Source organism: Acidovorax sp. LjRoot74 (assembly GCF_964254355.1).
Lineage (GTDB): Bacteria > Pseudomonadota > Gammaproteobacteria > Burkholderiales > Burkholderiaceae_C > Acidovorax.
Genome location: NZ_CAXUTI020000001.1, coordinates 1,786,825 through 1,803,954 on the forward strand (window position 1 = coordinate 1,786,825; position 17,130 = coordinate 1,803,954).

Here is a 17,130-nt window from a genome sequence, read left to right on the forward strand (position 1 = left end):
GGGCTGGAAGGCGGGCCGGGCGGTAGGGATGCGCGGAGCCTGCGAGCGGGCCGTCAGAACGTGTAGTCCAGCGACACCTGCAGGCTGCGGGGCGTGCCAGGCACCACCGCGGCAAAGCCTGCGGCGGTGGTCGATCCATCCAGGTAGTAGCGGCGGTTGCCCGCGTTCTTCAGGTTGGCCTGTATTCGCACGCCACCCGCAAACTGGTAGCCCACGGCCAGGTCCGCCACGGTGTAGCCGGGCAGGCGCCACAGGTTGTCGTTGGCGGTGAACTTGTCGCCCTGGTGCACCAGGCCGCCACCCACCCACAGGCCGGGCAGCTGGGGCAGGCGGTACTGCGTCCACAGCGATGCGGTGCGGCGCGTGGCCAGCCCCACGCGGTTGCCCACGTTGGCACCGGCTACGGTGTCTGCCAGCACCTTGGGGTCGTGGAAGCTCGCATTGGCCGTCACCGTCCAGCCGGGGGTGATGCGGCCTTGCAGCTCCAGCTCGATGCCCTTGATGCGCTGGCGGGCCGTGAGCACCGAGTAGCCCGGGTGCGCGGGGTCGTTGGCGGGGGCGTTGGTGAACTCCAGGTCAAAGGCCGACACGGTGGTCATCAGGCGCTGGTCCAGCCATTCCTGCTTCCAGCCCACTTCCAGCTGCTTGCCCTCCGAAGGCGGGGCCGACTGCGCGCCCCACACCAGCGTGCCCGAGTTGGCCTGGAACGAGCGCGCGTGGCTGGCGTAGACCATGCTGCCCGGGCGCGGCTGCCAGGTCAGTGCGGCGCTGGGCTGGGTCTTGCCCAGGTCGGTGACGGGGGTGGTGTAGGCGTCCTTGAAGCGGTCATGGCGCAGGCCCAGCAGCAGGCCAAAGTCGCCCAGCGTCAGGCGGTCCTGCACAAACAGGCCGGTGTTGCGTGCATCCGTGGACAGCCGGGTCACGCCCGTGGAAGCCACGGGCGGCACCAGGCCCGCGATGGGGTTGTAGAGGTCGATGGTGCCCAGGTTGCCCCGGGTGACTGCGCCGTAGATGCCTGCGTTGGCGCGCCAGTCCAGCCCCGCCAGCAGCTGGTGCTGCACGGCTCCGGTCTGCACCTTGGCGCGCAGTTCGGCCAGCGCGGTGTCCGAGGTGTATTCCTGCCCCGGCGCCAGCCAGTAGCCGCGCGTCACCTTGCCATTGGTGACGGGGCCCATGGGCGAGGGGAGGTTTACGTTGCGGTTGGTTTCGTTGCGCGAGAGGTGAACGCGGCCTTCGATGCCGTTGGCGAAGCGGTGCTGCAGCTCGGTGGAGTAAAAGCGCAGGCTCCCTTTGGTGTTGAGCCAGCGCTCGCCATAGAACGCACCCACGGGCAGCACATCGGCGCTGCGTGGGTTCTTGGGGTCGGGTACGGCCAGGCCTACGGTCGATACGCCCTCGCTGCTCTGGGTCTCGGCCTGCGCGCGCCAGAGGGTGTCGGGCGTGATCTGCCACTCCAGGCTGCCCGCCACGCCCTGTTTGCGCGGTGTGTTGCCATCCACAAAACTGCCGCCCCGGCTGGCGCCGCCGTCCAGGCGGTAGCGCAGCGTGCCATCGGCATTGAGCGGGCCGGTCAGGTCGAAGTCGGCATTGCGCCAGCCGTGGCTGCCTGCGCCGATCTTCACCGTGCGCAGGGCCTCGGCCTGGGGGCGCTTGCTCACGTAGTTGATCAGGCCGCCGGGCGCGACCTGGCCAAACTCCAGCGCGGCAGGGCCCTTGATGACTTCCACGCGGTCGATGTTGAACAGCGGTGGGTCCAGCAGGTGCGAGAACTTGGCGCCGTCGCGCAGGTAGTTGTTGATGTTGTTGGCCCACAGCCCCCGGATGGCGAACTGCGAGTACGAGCCGTAATACTCGGTGCGCGCCGACACGCCCGATGCGTTGCGCAGCACGTCGCGTTCGGTGGTGGCCATCTGCTGCTCCAGCAGTGCGCCGTCGATCACGCTGACCGAGCGCGGCGTCTCCAGCACCGACAAGCCCAGGCGCGAGCTGCTTTGTGCGCGGCGCGCGGGCGTGGCGGCAGCGCCTGCGGTGGAGTCCACCACATCCACCTGGCGCAGAGAGGGTGCGGCCGTGGTGGTGGCGGGAGCGGCGGGGGCCGTGTCGTCGGTCCTGGCCGTCTGTGCCTGGGCGGTGCCGTACAGGGCCAGCAGCACGGCCTGGGCGATGGCGGTGCGCAGAAGATGATGGTGGATCATATGCTATTGATTTAGTAGCTTAAAACCGTTGTGCAGAGCGCGGAGAAGCCTTTTTCTTTCAAAAGAAAGGCGCGGCGCAGCCACAAAAAACCCGTGGCGCTGCGGCGCTGCACGGGTGGGGCAGGTTCAAGGTGGTGCGGGGGCCCGATGGGCCCCGCAGATCAGTGTCCCTTGGCGGGTGGCTCGGGCAGGGCGGGCGACGCCATGCCGTCCTTCTGCACAAAGCTCAGCGTGGTCACGTAGCTGGCTTCGCCATAAGGCTTGCCCTGGGCTTCACCGGCGGTCTTGTCGCTGTGCTTGACTTCGGCCACGTACTGGCCCTTCCAGGGCAGGGCAAAGGTCACCGTGCCGTCGTCGCCGCTTTGTTCGCCGCGCGACCAGCCCGAGGGCGCCACCATTTCCACCTGCACCTTGGGCAGGGGGGCGCCGTTGAACACCACCTTGAACTCGCCGGGCTTGCCGGTGGGCACCAGGTCCAGCGCCTTGGCATTGGCTTCGGTGGCCTGGCCCGCGTTGGCCACCCAGCGCGCGGCGGGCACCCACAGCATGGCGGGCTGGTTGCGCTTGCTGCGGTCGATCAGCGGGTAGCTGGCCGTGGCAAACAGCGCCTGCGCATCGGCTTGCGTGGTGTAGCTGAAGGCGTCTTTGCCCAGCTTGCCTTCCAGGCGCTGCGTGCCTGCCGTACTGCGCTGGTCGAGCGCGGGCGCACCCAGGAACTTGTCGAGCGCGCCGGGCGAGGATTCGCGCAGGTTTTCATTGAACTCACCAAAGTGCAGGCGGGCCTGGCCGCCCGCGTTTTCCAGCCACACCTGGTGGGCGTGGGCGCTGGTGACGGCCGCGATGGACGCGCAGGCGAGCAGGGTGGCGAGCAGCGGGGCCTTGAGGCGCAGGGACGATGGCATGGCAGTTTCCTTTCGGTGGTTTCAACAAAAATTGGTGAGTGCACAGGGCGTGCGAGCCCCCGGCGGGGCCACGCGCAATACCTGTGCGAAAGAAGTTGGCTGCCTGCGCCCGGTGGTCAGGCGCTGGGTGGCTGGTTGCCGGGCGGCTGGCTGAACGGCGCCGCCCGGGGTGCGTCAGAAATCGACGCTGGCGCTCAAAGAGAACGTGCGTGGTGCGCCCACCACCAGGTAGCCCGCGCCGGGGTAGCCGCCCGATGAAGCCCAGTAGTTGCGGTTGGTCGCGTTGTCCACACGGGCGCGCAGGGTCACCAGGCGGCCCTGCACCTCGGTAAGGTAGCGCACGCCCAGGTCCAGGCGGTTCCAGCCCGGCACGCGCAGGGTGTTGGTGGCGTTGGCATACACGGCGCCGGTGTGCACCATGCGGCCGTCCACGGCCAGGCCGCTCACGCCGGGCACATCCCATTCGGCGCCCACGTTGGCCTGCAGCTTGGGCACGCCAATCACGCGGCGGCCGTCGGTGCTGGCGGCACCGGTGTTCTGCTGCTTGGCATCCAGCCAGGTCAGGCCGCCCAGCAGGCGCAGGCCCTTGGTGGCTTCGCCCTGCACGGCCAGCTCGATGCCCTGGTGGCGGTCCCGGCCATTGCTGCGGAACAGGTTGTCGCTGCCCACATAGGCGCGCGGCTTGGTGGTGGTGAACAGGGCCACGCTGCCGCCCACGCGGCCGCCGTCAAACTTCACGCCCACTTCTTTTTGCCTGGAGACATAGGGCTCCAGCATCTCGCCCCGGTTGGCGGCCGTGCTGGGCGCGGTCTGGCCCTGGCTCAGGCCTTCCACATAGTTGGCATACACCGACACGCCCTTGTCCAGCTTGTAGACGGCGGCCAGCAGCGGGCTGGTGCGGCTCTGGTCGTAGCGGTCGGTCTGCACGGCCGTGCCGTAGGCGTAGTTGGCGATCTCCAGCGACTGGTGGCGCAGGCCGGCCGTGAGCAGCAGGCGGTTGCCGAGCAGCGACAGGGTGTCGCCTAAGGCCAGGCTGCTCAGGCGCGTGCTGCCGGTCGGGCGCGGGTCGGCCAGGTCGCCGCCCCGGAGGGTGTTGGTGCTCAGGGCGGGCAGGGCCGAGGACACGGGGTGGTAGAGGTTGGTGGCCTGCGTGTTGCCAAAGTCCATGGCATACGCGTTCTTCTTGTCTGCGCTGAAGTGCGAGGCCACCATCACCCATTCGTGGCCCACGCTGCCGGTCTGCAGCTTGCCGCGCAGGCCCAGCTCGCCGGTGTTCACGCTGTCTTTGCGGGTGTTGTCAAAACGGTAGGTGGTGCCTGCGCCCGTGCTGCTGTTGGCCACCGTGAGGTTGGCCAGCGAATTCGCCTCGGTGCCCCGGCGCGCGCCTGCCGCAGCCCAGCCGGTCACGTCGGGCGTGATGTCCCACTCGCCGCGCAGCGTGCCAAAGGTGTCGCGCTCGTTGGAATAGGTCCAGGGCTGGGCGAAGTTGGTGGCGTTGTCGGGTGCCGTGGGTACCTGCGTGGCGGTGGCACCCAGCGTCACGTTGGTGCGGGTGTTCTTGAGCTTGTGCTCTTGCCAGCCGATGTCGCCCGACAGGCGCACGTCGCGGCTGCGCCAGTCCAGGCCCACAGCCAGCAGGCCCAGTTGCACATCTTCATCCTTCACGCCGGTGCCGCCATTGTGCGAGGCGGCATTCACGCGGATGCCGGTGTTGCCGTCCGGCCCGAAGCGGCGGGCCACGTCGGCAGCCACCTGCGTCTGGCCGCCGCTGGCCACGCCAAAGGTCACGCGGTTCAGGGGCTCGTTGGGCGCACGCTTGGGCAGCAGGTTGATGCTGCCGCCAATGCCGCCGCCATTGGGGCTGGCACCGTTCAAAAAGGCCGATGCACCGCGCAGCACCTCCACGCGCTCGAACAGCTCGGTGGCGATGTACTGGCGCGGCAACAGGCTGTACAGGCCGTTGTACGCCGTGTCGTCCGATCCCAGCAGGAAGCCGCGAATGAAGTACGACTCCTGAAAATTGCCAAAGCCCCGCGCCACGCGCACCGTGGGGTCGTTCTGCAGCACGTCACCCACGCTGCGGGCGTGGCGGTCCTGGATCAGCTCGTTGGTGTAGCTGGTGACGGAGAACGGTGTCTCCATCGCGTCCTTGGTGCCCAGGATGCCCGCGCGGCCGCCACGTGCCACCTGGCCGCCGGGGTAGGCGGGCGACAGGCCCTGGGCCGAAGCGTCTGCACTGGCGTTCACGGTGACGGTAGACAGGGTCCTGGCCTCGCCCGCAGTGGCGCGGGCGGCGGCTTGCTGCGCATGCAGCGCAGGTGCGGCCAGGGCCAGCACCATCACGGCCGCAGCCAGTGCAGCAGGGGTGGCAGAAAACGCAGGGCGCAGCAGCGGGGCGGTGTGGGGTGAGGGTGCGGAACGCATGGAGAAGAAGATCAAAGAAACAAGGAACTCAGCGCGGAGCAGAGGAAGACGTGCCGGAAACATCGGCTGCAGCCGATGTGCGTGGCCAGCTGTACCAGCCCATCACCGCCACCGGCACACCCAGCGCCACCCACGACCACCAGTCGCCCCAGGTGTCGGATACCAGGGCCGTGAGCAGCCCGGTGGTGGAGAGCACGCCCATCACGATGGGCCAGCCCCACAGGGTCCAGAAAGGGCTGTGCTTTTTCATGCGGCCCCCTCGGTGGTGCGCGCCGCACCCGATGCAGGCAATGCGCCGCCTGCAAAACCGCCCGTGGGGTGGCCAGCCGCGTGGGCCGATGGGCTCGCCGTCTGCACGCCCTTGCGCAGCCACAGGTACAGCCCGCTGCCCAGCACCACGATGGTGGCGATGTCGAGCAGCGCCCAGAGGATCTTCATCGGCATGCCGCCGTAGTCGCCAAAGTGCAGCGGCTGCGACACCAGCAGCGCCGTCAGGTACCACGGCAGCGTGGGCGACGCGGTGACCTGCGCCGTGCGTGCATCCACCAGCACCGGCTTGAGCAGCTTGGAGGTGAGCGGCTCGTTCCCGCGCATGAAAAACGTGTTGTGGTGCGGGCTGGAGAACGCCGTGCCCGGGAACGCAATGAACGACAGCTTGGTGCCCGGCGCCTGGGCCTGCGCCACCTCCAGCGCCTGCTGCAGCGGGCCGCGCTCGGCGGCGGGCACAGTGGGCTGGCCTTCATAGGGCTTGAGCAGCACCGAGAGCTGGTCGTACTGCCAGTATTTGATGAGCAGGTCGGCCCACGTATTGATCATGCCCGTGCCGCCCACCACAAACGCCCACACCAGCGTGACGATGCCCAGCAGGTTGTGCAGGTCCAGCCACTTCACCCGAGTGGAGCGGTCCCGCCGCACCTCGCCAAACGCCAGCTTGCGCATGAACGGCGCATACAGCACCACGCCCGTGACGATGGCCACCAGCAGAAGCAAGCCCATGAAACCCAGGAACAGCTTGCCCGGCAGCCCCGCGAACAGGTCTACATGCAGGCGGAACATCACATGCATGAAACCCTCGTCAAACCGTGGCTGCGCCAGCACCTGGGCCGTGCGCGCATCCACCGCCACCGACTTGAAATCGTCCGTGGGCGCCGGTGTGGGTGTCAGCGTGACGAACCACACGTTGTTGTCGTCCTCGGCGTGCGACGCGAACTGCACCACGCGCTCGGGGTGCAGCGCGTGCGCGGTGGCCAGCACCTTGTCGAGGCTGGCGCGCGGCGTGTTGGCGGGCATGGCGGGCGCTTCGACCTCGGTGCCCAGCAGGTGGCCAATTTCGTGGTGAAAGATCAGCGGCAGGCCGGTGATGCACAGCAGCAGCATGAAGACGGTGCACACCAGGCTGGACCACTTGTGGGTCCAGCTCCAGCGGCGCAGGGCGGTGGGGCTCAGCATGGCGTGGGGGCGGGGTGGCAAGGGCCGTCGGGCAGTCGCACCACCGTCAGCGCCGCCCACGGCACGGGGCGCGCTGTCGCAACAGAGAAGGCGAAAAAGTGGTTCATCAAGCCAGACAACCCGGAAACATCGAAAGACGGTGGGTGCTGGCTGCAGCCGGGAGGCCTGTTCAAAAAAGGCTCCGGGGGAGGGCTGTGGCTTGCGGAAACCTAATTTTACATTGCAAATAGGAATTGTTTTTATTCGTGATTGCGTATGGAGTCGGGGTGTTGCGAAATCGGCTCCGCCTGCTGCCCATCAGGCGCTGTGCGGGAGGGGGGGGGTTGCGCGCAGGGGCTGCGGATACAGGGCGGGGTTGGAGTCTGCAGGCTATATTCCCATCGCCACAACACGCTGGTTTTGCAGGCATTCACACTTGCGTTTGAAAGCCGTGCATCGGCTTCAAACCCAGGCTGCTAGCCGCTTTCAGGAGAGTTCCGTGTCCACGATATCCCGCGCTGTTCAGCCTGCCGCGCACGCATCTGCGGCTTGCATGGGTGCCTTGTGTCGGGCGCTGCACGGGGCTGCCTTGCTCGGGCCCGCTGTTCTGGCCATGCTGTGTGTGGGCAATGCACATGCCGCAGACGGAAACACATCCGCAGAGCAAAGGGCCCGGCTCGCAATAGCCCCCGAGTTTCGGCATCCCGACTTTGTCTGGACCACTGCAGAAGGCGACTTGAACGGCGATGGCGTCCCCGATCTGGCCCTTTTACTGACAAAGCACAAAGGAGAAGGGCAGCGAGAGGAGCGGTTGCTTGTCCTGACCGGAAGGGCGGATGGCAGCTATCAGGTGCTCTCAACGTCTGGCGAGTTCTGCCACCCCAGCAAGTTCTACAACCTGGAAATCAAGAACAATTCATTGTTCGTTCAGGCGGTCTACTACGCAGACGCCGCCCGGTTCTTGGGCTTCACGCTGCAGTTCCGCTATAACGCCAAGATCAAAGACCTGGAACACATCGGCGAGCAGCAGGACGACGAAGACTATTCCAGCAACGCCTCCCACCGCGTGAGCCTCAACTACCTGACCAACACCACCATTGATTCGCGGCGTGCTGGCAAGAAGTACAAGGAGGCGAGAGGCCGGATCATTGATCCTCCGGGTGTGCTTCCTTTGAGCGGGTTCGTCTGTGAAGGCTATGGCATGACGGGTTCTTCGGTCTACCTGGATGAAAGTTTCAAGGTGCACAAGAAGGGCGGGACGCCGCCATGAGGCGGAGCGGGTTTGTTGGAGGGGCTCGCAGCGCAATGGGCATGACCGTCACGCCGGGTTCTAAGCGCTCTACTGCGACCCGTTCACTGCCCTTGTGAGGCATCCGGCGTTTGGCGCTCTGGCAAAAAGAGGTACTCCGATGGGTAGGTCTTTTGCTATTGAATTAGTAGCTATGAAGCGATGACCATCAGGCGGAAGAGGCCAAAATCTCTTGAAAAATTTGGGCTTGCCCCCTTCCGCCACTCACCCCCCCCTCAGAACCGCGTCCGCAATGTCACCTGCACCGCGCGCGGCGAGCCGGGCAGGATCAGGTTGTCATTGCTGCCGTGGCTGGACACGTAGTACTTGCGGTTGGCCAGGTTCTTGATGTTCACGTCCACATCCCACTGGCCCAGCGTGTACTGCAGGGCGGCGTCTACCGTGGTGTAGGCGGGCAGGGTGACCAGGTTGGTGAGCGAGGTGAAGCGGGCGCCCACGTGGTTCACGCCGCCACCCACGCGCAGGCCGTGGCCCAGGTCCTTCATGGCCCAGAGGAAGGCCGAGTTGCGGGGCGTGAGTGCGGGCACTTTGCCCTGGGCTGCGATGGCGGCGGTGGGCAACTGGGTGGAGGTGGTGGTGGCCAGTGACTTCGTCATGCGGCCGTCCAGCCAGGCGTAGCCTGCGCTCACGTCCCAGCGGCCGGGCAGGCGGCCGCTCATGGTCAGCTCCAGGCCGTTGGTGCGCTGGGTGCCCACGTTGATCTGGCGCGAGGGGTTGGTGGGGTCGGTGTTCTTGATGTTGGTGCGCTCCAGGTTGAAGAGCGCGCCGGTCACATTCATGCGGCCATCGAGCAGGTCGAGCTTGACGCCGATTTCCTTGTTTTCGGTGATCTCTGGCTCGGCGGCCGCGATGTTGGTTGCCAGGGCAAACGCTTCAGCCGAGGGCTGGAAGGATTTGCTGTACGACACGTAGTACGAGACGGCATCGCTGGGCTGCCACACCAGGCCTGCGCGGGGGCTGAACTTTTTGTCGGTGCGCGAGAGTGTGGCGAGCTTGCGGTCGAACGTGGTCTCTTGCCCGAACACGTCGTAGCGTGCGCCCACCAGTGCCTTCCATTGGGGCGCGAGTGTGATCTGGTTTTGCCAGTAGAGCGCGGCAGTGTCCTGCGTGGTGTGGCTGGGGATGGCGTTGTCGGCGTTGTAGTTGGCTGCCGGGATGACGGGTGCTGCGGCGATGGGGTTAAAGATGGACACACGGTCCGCACCGCCAGAGACGGATTCAGAGCGTTTTTTCTGCTGGCCCAGTTCCACGCCCATCAGCCACTCTTGCTTGAAGCCGCCGAGCTGGTTGCGCCAGGTGACGTCGGTCTGGTTGAAGACGCCTTTTTCGTCGCGCAGGATGAAGGCCCGGGTGCGCCCCACCGTCAGGTTCACCGGGTCGGTGGTGCCGCCGGGCAGGGTGTTGTAGCGGTCCAGCGTGTAGTCGTACAGGCGCGTGACGTTGCGCACCGACCAGTCGTCGTTGAAGCGGTGGTTGAGCGTGGCCGTGAACGACTGCATGGTGCTGGTGGTGGTGTCGTCCTGCGCCGCGTTGCTGGAGCCGTAGTAGGTGCTGGCGGGCACGTTGACGGGGCGACCGTTCAGCGCCGGGATGCCGAAGTCCGTGAGGCGCTTGTCGCGTGCGTTGGTGTACTGCAGCAGCAGGTCGGTCTGCGCGGCGAGCTTGAGCGCGAGCGACGGCGCGAAGTTGTGGCGCTTCACAAACTGCTGGTCGCGGTAGCTGCCCGAGTCTTCGACGGCGGCATTGATGCGGAAGGCTGCGGTGTCGCTGATGCCCACGTTCACGTCGGCCGTGGCGCGGCGGTAGTCGAAATTGCCCAGGCCCAGCGATGCCTCGCCCGAGGTCTCGCCAAACTTGGGTTTCTTGGTCACGCGGTTGATCAGGCCGCCCGACGAACCACGTCCGTACAGCACGGCGGCAGGGCCCTTGAGCACTTCCACGCGCTCGATGTCGGCCAGGTCGCGGAAGTACAGCGCGTCGTCGCGCACGCCGTCCACAAACTGGTCGGCAATCGCGGTGAAGCCACGGATCACCACCTGGTCGCGCTGGCCGTCGCCATGGCTCATGGCCACGCCGGGCACGTTGCGCAGCGCGTCTTCCATCGACCGCGCGCCCTGGTCGCGCAGCAGCTGCTCGGGCACCACGTTCACGGCCTGGGGCACGTCGCGCAGCGGTGCGCTGCCTTTGGTGGCCGAGGTGCTGGCGGCGGGCGCATAGCCGTCATCGCCACTGGTGGATTGCACGGTGACCTCGCCCAGCGTCTGGGTCGGGGCGGCAGGCGCGGTGGTTTGTGCCAGTGCGGTGCCGCAGAAAGCAGCCAGCACGGCGGCAGCCAGCGGGTGCAGGGCCTGGGGGTGGCGGAAGGGGCGGTGGGAAGGTGCGTGCATGGTTTGTCCTTGGTGTGTGCGCAACGCGGTGGAGAACGGCTCCGCTGGCACCGGGCCTGGCGCAGGCCCATGGGGCCTTGGCTGGGAGGGGCGCGGAGAGCGGGTGAAAAAGAAAGCAGTAGAGGGGGCGGATCAGGAGGAGCGACGCGCCAGCAGGGCCGCAGCGTCCTTCGCGCTCACCAACCCCAGGCCCAGGCGGAGAGGCCCGCCACCAGGGCCACCCCTGCCAGCAGGGGCGCGCGGCGGGGCTGCCAGGTCACGGCGGCCGTCACGGCCACAGCGGCCACCGACAGGGCCACCGTCCATGCGGTCACGCCCAGCGAGGCAGGCACGCCACCGGCGGGGTGTGCGGCCAGCCACAGCGACAGCAACAGCAGCAACCATCCGGCGCGGCGCAGCTGTTGCAGGCGGCGGGCCGCACCTTCGCGGCCTGTGGCGTCTTCGTGGTGGCGGTCCATGCCCAGCGCAATGGCCGACCAGGCCGCAAAACACAGCAGAAAAGCGGACATGGTGCTCAGGCCCCCGACGTTGAAACAGACACATCGGGCGCAGCGGGCAAGGCTGCCGCTGGTGCCGCGCGGGGCGCCTTGGCCGCTGCGGTGGTGCCCCGGGGCAAGCGGCCCGGGCGCAGGCGCCATGACAGCCAGCCCAGCAGCAGCCCGGTGGCCAGGAAGGCCAGGTCCATGCTGGCCCATACCCACTCACCTGCAGGCAGCGTGATGCCGAGGTGGGTGTGGGTGGTCAGGGCGTTGATGGCCGGCAGCAGCGCCCACACCAGCCCCGCAGCGCCCAGCGGCACCGACCAGCCCACGCGGCTGGGCCGCACCACGGCGCTGGCCAGCGCCCACAGCAGGGCCAGGCCCCAGGTGCTGAAGAACCAGGCCAGCTCCACATCGGCCCGGCCCTCGGTGCCCAGCGGGATCAGGCGGTTGGAGGCGATGTACACGCCGCAGGCCAGCGGCAGCCCCGCCAGCGTGGCGATGTTGATGGCCGCCACCAGGCGCTCTCCAAACGGCATCTTTAGTGTGGCGGCATCCGCTGCGTTGGCAGCGCCCTTGCGGCTGGCCTGCGTCTGCGACTTGGCGCTGCGCTTGACCGACCACAGCACCATACCGGTGGCAATCATCAGGCTGCCCAGCAGGCCAAAGCCAAACAGCGCCCAGCGCAGGCTCACATCGGCAAACCGCGCCATGTGCAGGCCATACAGCACGCCGTAGGTCTTGACGGCAGGGCCGGTGGCATCGGCCTGGTCCAGCCACTGGCCGGTGGTGGCATCAAACAGCAGGCGTGGCGGGCGGTATTGCAGGCGGTCACCCTCGTGGCGGGTGACTTCGACCACGGCGCGGCCCTTGGCATCGCGGCGCGCCTGCACGCTGCCAATGCGCCCGCCGTCCCAGCGGGTGCGCGCCTCGGCCAGGATGGGCGGCAGGGCGATGGCGGGCAGGGGCTCGACCTTGTCGGTGGCGCCACGGCGGGGGCGGCTTTCGGCCTTCTCGCCCTGCAGGTCGGCAAAGTACGCGTTGGAGTCCACGCCTTTCTCCCCCTTGTAGGCCGTGGCAATGCCCGCAGGCATGTACAGCGTGTGGAAGATCATCAGCCCGCTGAAGGTGATCATCAGGTAAAACGGCAGCACCAGCACGCCGGTGACGTTGTGCGCGTCCAGCCAGGCACGCTGCCCGCCCTTGGTGGGGCGGAATGTGAAGAAGTCCTTGAAGATGCGGCGGTGCGTGATCACCCCCGAGATCAGCGCCACAAACATCAGCATGGTGGCCACACCCACGACCCAGCGGCCCTCGATGGCCCAGCGGCCCTTTTGCGCCGTGCGCAGCTCGAAGTGAAAGCGGTAGAAGAAGTCGCCGCCCATGGTCTGGCGGGTGTCGATGGCCTCGCCGGTTTGCGGGTTCATGCGCAGCGTCTCGAAGCGGCCGTTGCCCGTGCCGCGCCACAGGATGTTGACGGCGGGGTCGCGGTCGTCAGGCAGGTGCATGATCCACTGTGTGACGCTGGGTGCCTTGCGCACCAGCGCGTCCAGGGCCTTCTGCGCCACCTGCGGGTCGGTGGCATCCACCGGCTGCAGGCCATGCATCTCGGGGCGCATCCACAGGTTGAACTCGTTCTTGAAGAAGGACAGCGTGCCGGTGAGGAAGATTGCAAACAGCAGCCAGCCCAGGATCAGCCCCGCCCAGGTGTGCAGCCACGACATGGCCTGGCGAAAGCCTTCGCGGTCGTTGGGCACCTTCGGCTTTTGGGCTTTGCGGGCAGCTTCAGGGGCGGTGCTGGCGGCGGTGGCTGTTGGGGCCCGTTCTGCCGGGGTGTGGGAGGGGAGTGTGGTGCTGGTCATGCGGCGGCTTTCATCCATTGCGGTGCCATGGCGCAAGCGCCCAGCGCCAGTGCGGGCAGCAGCGTGCCGCCCCAGGCGCCCCAGGCGGTGCGCGCATAAAAAGCCCAGCCTGCGGCGACGGCATACACCACCCAGGAGAGCATGGTGGCCGTGAGCACGGCCTCCACACGCGGCATGCACTGCGCAAGCAGCAGCGACAGCGCCGCCGTGAAACCTGCCGCCAGCGCATAGCCGCCCCCTACTGCGGCCACGGCGCGGGAGGTGATGGCCAGCCGGTAGCGTCCATCGACGCGCGCGGCCTTCATGGCCGTGCCCGGGTGGCGCCGGGCGTACGGGGGCAAGAGGAAGGGGGTCGTGGCCCTGCAAGGCAGGGACGGGCGGTGCGGCGCAGCATCAGCAAGGAGGCTCCAGGCAGGTGTGGGTACAAAAAACACACAAACGCTGGCTGCAGCCGACGGCGGGGCCGGGCTGACTGGCTGGCTCGGTAGTCAGGAAGTCATGGGACTCGGCTGCAGCACGTGCCTGGTACCCACAGCAACATCGCAGGGGCGACACAGGCGCGGGCGCCGATCGTAGGCCGGTATTCTACTTTTGTTGAGAAGCATTCGCATTTATGAATGCGGGAATTTTCTGTCTTTGATGTGCACTTGCAACAACCCGTGACGGCTGGGGGCATGGCAGCCGGGGCAAGGGCGATAAAAAAGGCAGCGAGCGGGCACAAAAAAACGGGCCGGAGCCCGTTTTTTTGATTCTCTTCTTCTTGGCGGTTTTCGTGGAGCGCTCTGGAGAATTCTGTGGATCAGTCCGCGTCGCTCATTTGCGACTGCAGGTAGTTCTGAATGCCCACCTTGTCGATCAGATCGATCTGGGTTTCGAGGAAGTCGATGTGCTCTTCGGTGTCGTCGAGGATCTTTTGCAGAAGGTCGCGCGAGACATAGTCGCGCACCGTTTCGCAGTAGGCAATGCCTTCCTTGATGGTGGCCTGGGCCCCTTGTTCGGAACGCAGGTCGCAGGCCAGGATCTCGGGCACATCCTCACCCACTTGCAGCTTGGCCAGGTCCTGCAGATTGGGCAGGCCATCCAGCATGAAGATGCGGTCCATGAGCCAGTCGGCATGCTTCATCTCGCCGATGGATTCGGAGTATTCCTTCTTGGCCAGCTTGTCGAAGCCCCAGTGCTTGAGCATGCGGTAGTGCAGGAAGTACTGGTTGATGGCGGTCAGTTCGTTCTTGAGCTGGGCCTGCAGATGGCCGATGACTTGTGCGTCGCCTTTCATGGGGGACTCCTTCCTGGTTCGTTGTGTCTGTGAATGCGGCCCCGATTGTCGTGACCCCCGTCAACCCGTGCAAGGCAATCCCATGTTTTTGCGCAATGGCTGCGTTTGATGCTGAGTTGTGTTCGCGTTTGCGGCGTTGGGGTGGTGAAGGCCGATTCTGGGGTTGCAGGTGTGTCGTTATATAGTCATAGACAATTGATTGAATTAAATCAATTGATTGGATTCATGGCTTCAAAGGGCCTAGACTTCAGTCCTGTTCAGTTAACCAACCAACCACTAAAGGAAACAGCAATGTCCCTGATCAACACTCCCGTTCAGCCGTTCAAGACCACCGCTTTCGTCAACCGCAATGGCAAGGGCGAGTTCATCGACCTGACCGAAGCCGACCTGAAGGGCAAGTGGTCCGTGCTGATCTTCATGCCTGCAGCCTTCACCTTCAACTGCCCCACCGAAATCGAAGACGCTGCCGAGCACTACGCAGAATTCCAGAAGGCTGGCACCGAGGTATACATCGTCACGACCGACACGCACTTCTCGCACAAGGTCTGGCACGAAACCAGCCCCGCCGTGGGCAAGGCCAAGTTCCCCCTGGTTGGCGACCCAACGCACCAGCTGACCAACGCTTTCGGCGTGCACATCCCTGAAGAAGGCCTGGCACTGCGCGGCACCTTTGTGATCAACCCCGACGGCATCATCAAGACCGCCGAAATCCACTCCAACGAAATCGCCCGCGACGTGAAGGAAACCGTGCGCAAGCTCAAGGCTGCCCAGTACACCGCTGCCAACCCCGGCCAAGTGTGCCCTGCCAAGTGGAACGAAGGTGCCAAGACCCTGGCTCCTTCGCTGGACCTGGTCGGCAAGATCTAAGCTGCCACTGATTCGGCAGAGCCCCTTGAGTGGGGCTCCCCAGCCGGACAGCGTCATGGTGCCTGTGCGCCATGCCGTCCGGCTTTTTTACGCCCGTACTTCGCCGTATTCCGCCTTTTCTCAGGCTCCGTTGCGGTTTCAGGGTTGCCAAAAGCAACCCCAGCCCCCAACTTATAAATCGAAATTCAAAGGACACCACCATGCTCGACGAACAACTCAAGACTCAGCTTTCTGCCTACCTGGAGCGCGTGCAGCAGCCTTTTGAGCTGGTGGCGTCCCTGGACGACAGCGACACCGCCCGCGAGATGCGCGAGCTGCTGACGACCATCCAAACCCTGCGCAGCGACAAGATCACGCTGCGCACCGACGGCAACGATGCGCGCAAGCCATCGTTCAGCCTGCAGCGCGTGGGCGCCACCAACAGCCTGCGTTTTGCGGGCCTGCCCCTGGGCCATGAATTCACTTCGCTGGTGCTGGCCCTCTTGTGGACCGGCGGCCACCCGCCCAAGGTCGAGCCCGAGGTGATCGAGCAGATCGCTGCGCTCGAAGGGGACTTCAACTTCGAGGTCTACATGAGCCTGACCTGCCACAACTGCCCGGACGTGGTGCAGGCGCTGTCGCTCATGGCCATCGTCAACCCCCAGGTCAAGACCACCGTGATCGAAGGCGGTGCCTTCCAGCAGGAAGTGGCCGACCGCGAAATCATGGCCGTGCCCATGGTGTTCCTCAACGGCAAGGTGTTCGGCTCGGGCCGCATGTCGGTCGAAGAGATCGTGGCCAAGCTCGACACCGGCGCCGCCGCCCGCGACGCCGCCAAGCTGTCGGCCAAGGCGCCGTATGACGTGCTCATCGTCGGTGGCGGCCCTGCAGGTGCCGCAGCCGCCGTGTACGCCGCCCGCAAGGGCATCCGCACCGGTGTGGCGGCCGAGCGTTTTGGCGGCCAGGTCAACGACACGCTGGCCATCGAGAACTACATCTCGGTGCTGGAGACCGACGGCCCGAAGTTTGCCGCCGCGCTGGAGGCCCACACCCGCGCCTACGACGTGGACATCATGAACCTGCAGCGCGCCGACAAGCTGGTCCCTGCGACCGAGCCCGGGGGCCTGATCGAAGTGCAGCTGGCCAACGGCGGCACGCTCAAATCCAAGACCGTGATCCTGTCCACCGGTGCCCGCTGGCGCAACGTGAACGTGCCCGGCGAAGCCGAGTACAAGAACAAGGGCGTGGCCTACTGCCCGCACTGCGACGGCCCGCTGTTCAAGGGCAAGCGCGTGTCCGTGATCGGTGGCGGCAACAGCGGCGTGGAAGCAGCCATCGATCTGGCTGGCATCGTGGCGCATGTCACGCTGATCGAGTTCGCCGACCAGCTCAAGGCCGACGCCGTGCTGGTCAACAAGCTCAAGAGCCTGCCCAACGTGACCATCCACACCAATGCGCAGACGACCGAAATCACCGGCGCCGACGGCAAGGTGAACGGCCTCAAGTACAAGGACCGCGCCACCAACGTGGAGCACACCGTGGCGCTGGAAGGTGTGTTTGTGCAGATCGGCCTCGTGCCCAACACCGAATGGCTCAAGGGCACGGTGGAGCTGTCGCGCTTTGGCGAAATCATTGTCGATTCGCACGGCCGCACCAACCTGCCTGGCGTGTTTGCAGCGGGCGACTGCACCACGGTACCGTTCAAGCAGATCGTGATCGCAGCAGGCGAAGGGTCGAAGGCCGCGCTGAGCGCGTTCGATCACCTGATCCGCATGCCGGTGGTGGCCGGGGCTGCGTGATTTTTCAATAGAAATGGCTGCCTGCGCGCAATGGTAGTGCGCTGATAGCTATCAAAAGATGAGCGGCTGACTGCGTGGAGCGGTCAGCCGCTTTGTTTTTGTGGAATATCCAATCACCAGTTGATATTGAGAATTATTCTCATATAATTGGTTAATCAGCCAGCCACAACCGACCGATCTTCTGCATGCAGAAGCCCGGTCCGTCTGCATGGAGCCAGCTCTG

General features: G+C 65.9%; 13 protein-coding genes. 3 read left to right on the forward strand and 10 right to left on the reverse strand.

Going from position 1 to position 17,130, the window contains the following annotated elements:
- Positions 1–53: 53 nt before the first annotated feature.
- The 5 genes from ACSQ3O_RS08205 to ACSQ3O_RS08225 all read right to left on the reverse strand — a co-directional run bounded on the left by ACSQ3O_RS08205 (position 54) and on the right by ACSQ3O_RS08225 (position 6,970).
- Positions 54–2,195, reverse strand: coding sequence for a TonB-dependent siderophore receptor (locus ACSQ3O_RS08205; protein ID WP_436138478.1), 2,142 nt, complete (start codon positions 2,193–2,195; stop codon positions 54–56).
- A 161-nt stretch (positions 2,196–2,356) separates the two neighbouring features.
- Positions 2,357–3,097, reverse strand: coding sequence for a DUF4198 domain-containing protein (locus ACSQ3O_RS08210; RefSeq protein WP_436138479.1), 741 nt, complete (start codon positions 3,095–3,097; stop codon positions 2,357–2,359).
- A gap of 174 nt (positions 3,098–3,271) precedes the next feature.
- Positions 3,272–5,521, reverse strand: a complete 2,250-nt coding sequence (locus ACSQ3O_RS08215; protein ID WP_436138480.1) for a TonB-dependent receptor — start codon at positions 5,519–5,521, stop codon at positions 3,272–3,274.
- 28 nt (positions 5,522–5,549) lie between these two features.
- On the reverse strand, positions 5,550–5,771 hold the full coding sequence (locus tag ACSQ3O_RS08220; protein ID WP_436138481.1) for a hypothetical protein: 222 nt from the start codon (positions 5,769–5,771) through the stop codon (positions 5,550–5,552).
- Entirely contained in the window at positions 5,768–6,970 is a 1,203-nt protein-coding gene (locus tag ACSQ3O_RS08225) for a PepSY-associated TM helix domain-containing protein (RefSeq protein WP_436138482.1), read from the reverse strand. The genes ACSQ3O_RS08220 and ACSQ3O_RS08225 overlap by 4 nt, the downstream gene beginning before the upstream one ends.
- Before the next feature lie 478 nt (positions 6,971–7,448).
- On the opposite strand from ACSQ3O_RS08225, the gene ACSQ3O_RS08230 reads away from it, so the two are divergent.
- Complete coding sequence (locus ACSQ3O_RS08230) at positions 7,449–8,219, forward strand: hypothetical protein (RefSeq protein WP_436138483.1); 771 nt, start codon at positions 7,449–7,451, stop codon at positions 8,217–8,219.
- A 254-nt stretch (positions 8,220–8,473) separates the two neighbouring features.
- Here ACSQ3O_RS08230 and ACSQ3O_RS08235 read toward each other — a convergent pair whose 3' ends face one another.
- The 5 genes from ACSQ3O_RS08235 to bfr form a co-directional block, all read right to left on the reverse strand.
- Entirely contained in the window at positions 8,474–10,645 is a 2,172-nt protein-coding gene (locus tag ACSQ3O_RS08235) for a TonB-dependent receptor (protein WP_436138484.1), read from the reverse strand.
- Positions 10,646–10,821: 176 nt separating this feature from the next.
- Positions 10,822–11,154 (reverse strand): DUF3325 domain-containing protein, encoded by a 333-nt coding sequence (locus ACSQ3O_RS08240; RefSeq protein ID WP_436138485.1) that lies wholly within the window; start codon positions 11,152–11,154, stop codon positions 10,822–10,824.
- A gap of 5 nt (positions 11,155–11,159) precedes the next feature.
- On the reverse strand, positions 11,160–12,986 hold the full coding sequence (locus tag ACSQ3O_RS08245) for a PepSY-associated TM helix domain-containing protein (protein ID WP_436138486.1): 1,827 nt from the start codon (positions 12,984–12,986) through the stop codon (positions 11,160–11,162).
- The gene (locus tag ACSQ3O_RS08250) at positions 12,983–13,291 is read right to left on the reverse strand and encodes a DUF3649 domain-containing protein (RefSeq protein ID WP_137749539.1); all 309 of its coding nucleotides are present in this window, start codon (positions 13,289–13,291) and stop codon (positions 12,983–12,985) included. Before ACSQ3O_RS08250 ends, ACSQ3O_RS08245 begins: the two co-directional genes overlap by 4 nt.
- 494 nt (positions 13,292–13,785) lie before the next feature.
- Positions 13,786–14,262, reverse strand: a complete 477-nt coding sequence (bfr, locus tag ACSQ3O_RS08255; protein ID WP_436138487.1) for a bacterioferritin — start codon at positions 14,260–14,262, stop codon at positions 13,786–13,788.
- A 291-nt stretch (positions 14,263–14,553) separates the two neighbouring features.
- Here bfr and ahpC point away from each other — a divergent pair, with 291 nt between their 5' ends.
- Both ahpC and ahpF read left to right on the forward strand, forming a co-directional pair.
- Entirely contained in the window at positions 14,554–15,129 is a 576-nt protein-coding gene (ahpC, locus tag ACSQ3O_RS08260) for an alkyl hydroperoxide reductase subunit C (RefSeq protein ID WP_063462036.1), read from the forward strand.
- A gap of 200 nt (positions 15,130–15,329) precedes the next feature.
- A complete protein-coding gene (gene ahpF / locus ACSQ3O_RS08265; protein WP_436138488.1) occupies positions 15,330–16,907 on the forward strand; it encodes an alkyl hydroperoxide reductase subunit F in 1,578 nt (525 codons plus the stop codon).
- The last annotated feature ends 223 nt before the right edge of the window (positions 16,908–17,130 follow it).

Excerpts from the sequence above, each read along its gene's own strand:
- ACSQ3O_RS08205 (WP_436138478.1), bottom strand. The coding sequence starts at position 2,195 with ATGATCCACCATCATCTTCTGCGCACCGCCATCGCCCAGGCCGTGCTG.
- ACSQ3O_RS08210 (WP_436138479.1), bottom strand. The coding sequence starts at position 3,097 with ATGCCATCGTCCCTGCGCCTCAAGGCCCCGCTGCTCGCCACCCTGCTC.
- ACSQ3O_RS08215 (WP_436138480.1), bottom strand. The coding sequence starts at position 5,521 with ATGCGTTCCGCACCCTCACCCCACACCGCCCCGCTGCTGCGCCCTGCG.
- ACSQ3O_RS08220 (WP_436138481.1), bottom strand. The coding sequence starts at position 5,771 with ATGAAAAAGCACAGCCCTTTCTGGACCCTGTGGGGCTGGCCCATCGTG.
- ACSQ3O_RS08225 (WP_436138482.1), bottom strand. The coding sequence starts at position 6,970 with ATGCTGAGCCCCACCGCCCTGCGCCGCTGGAGCTGGACCCACAAGTGG.
- ACSQ3O_RS08235 (WP_436138484.1), bottom strand. The coding sequence starts at position 10,645 with ATGCACGCACCTTCCCACCGCCCCTTCCGCCACCCCCAGGCCCTGCAC.
- ACSQ3O_RS08240 (WP_436138485.1), bottom strand. The coding sequence starts at position 11,154 with ATGTCCGCTTTTCTGCTGTGTTTTGCGGCCTGGTCGGCCATTGCGCTG.
- ACSQ3O_RS08245 (WP_436138486.1), bottom strand. The coding sequence starts at position 12,986 with ATGACCAGCACCACACTCCCCTCCCACACCCCGGCAGAACGGGCCCCA.
- ACSQ3O_RS08250 (WP_137749539.1), bottom strand. The coding sequence starts at position 13,291 with ATGAAGGCCGCGCGCGTCGATGGACGCTACCGGCTGGCCATCACCTCC.
- bfr (WP_436138487.1), bottom strand. The coding sequence starts at position 14,262 with ATGAAAGGCGACGCACAAGTCATCGGCCATCTGCAGGCCCAGCTCAAG.
- ahpC (WP_063462036.1), top strand. The coding sequence starts at position 14,554 with ATGTCCCTGATCAACACTCCCGTTCAGCCGTTCAAGACCACCGCTTTC.
- ahpF (WP_436138488.1), top strand. The coding sequence starts at position 15,330 with ATGCTCGACGAACAACTCAAGACTCAGCTTTCTGCCTACCTGGAGCGC.